The sequence below is a fragment of the Marinibactrum halimedae genome, from assembly GCF_021234875.1.
GTDB lineage: Bacteria > Pseudomonadota > Gammaproteobacteria > Pseudomonadales > Cellvibrionaceae > Marinibactrum > Marinibactrum halimedae.
The window spans coordinates 1-517 of sequence record NZ_JAJQVM010000121.1 but is presented as its reverse complement, the minus strand read 5'-3'; the positions used below and the strand labels follow the sequence as shown (position 1 = coordinate 517).

General features: G+C 35.0%; 1 protein-coding gene. It reads right to left on the bottom strand.

What is annotated here, in order from left to right; all coding sequences use genetic code 11:
* Positions 1–406: 406 nt before the first annotated feature.
* A partial coding sequence (locus tag LU351_RS20605; RefSeq protein WP_269783563.1) for a transposase domain-containing protein occupies positions 407–517 on the bottom strand: 111 nt, incomplete at its 5' end.

The window sequence follows — 517 nt, the reverse complement described above, 5'->3', positions numbered from 1 at the left end:
ATCAAAAAAGCCGGGCTGAGACATAGAAGGAAACTCTTGAAATTTTTGAACAGTGAGATTATATCAAAGTTGGGCTATTTTTAGAGGTGCCCTGTTTCTACTTGTTTCTTTCGCGGGGAATTCGAGTATAGAGTTACCTGCTTTAATTATTTTTTTCCTCTCAAGTTTTATAGTATCTTTAATAGGGCTAATATTATTTGGGCTGCCTGCTATGTATCTAGTTTCAAAAATAATTGAAATTAATTACAAAGTGCTTGTTATTTTAGGTTCTGTTTTGGGGCCTTTAGCTCTAATAATATTTTTATCAGTTTTTACAAACTCTTTATCAATAATCTCACTTTCAAATTTGGGGCTATTGGTATTTGGTTCCACTTTTGGTGTAATTGCAGCGTAAACGCCAAACCAATTACACCTTGATATTCCAAGGCAACAAAGCCTCCACCTGTTCAACATCATTGACATTGGGCAGTTCTTTAAAAATGTTCTGCAAATATTCGTAAGGGTTGAGCCCATTGGC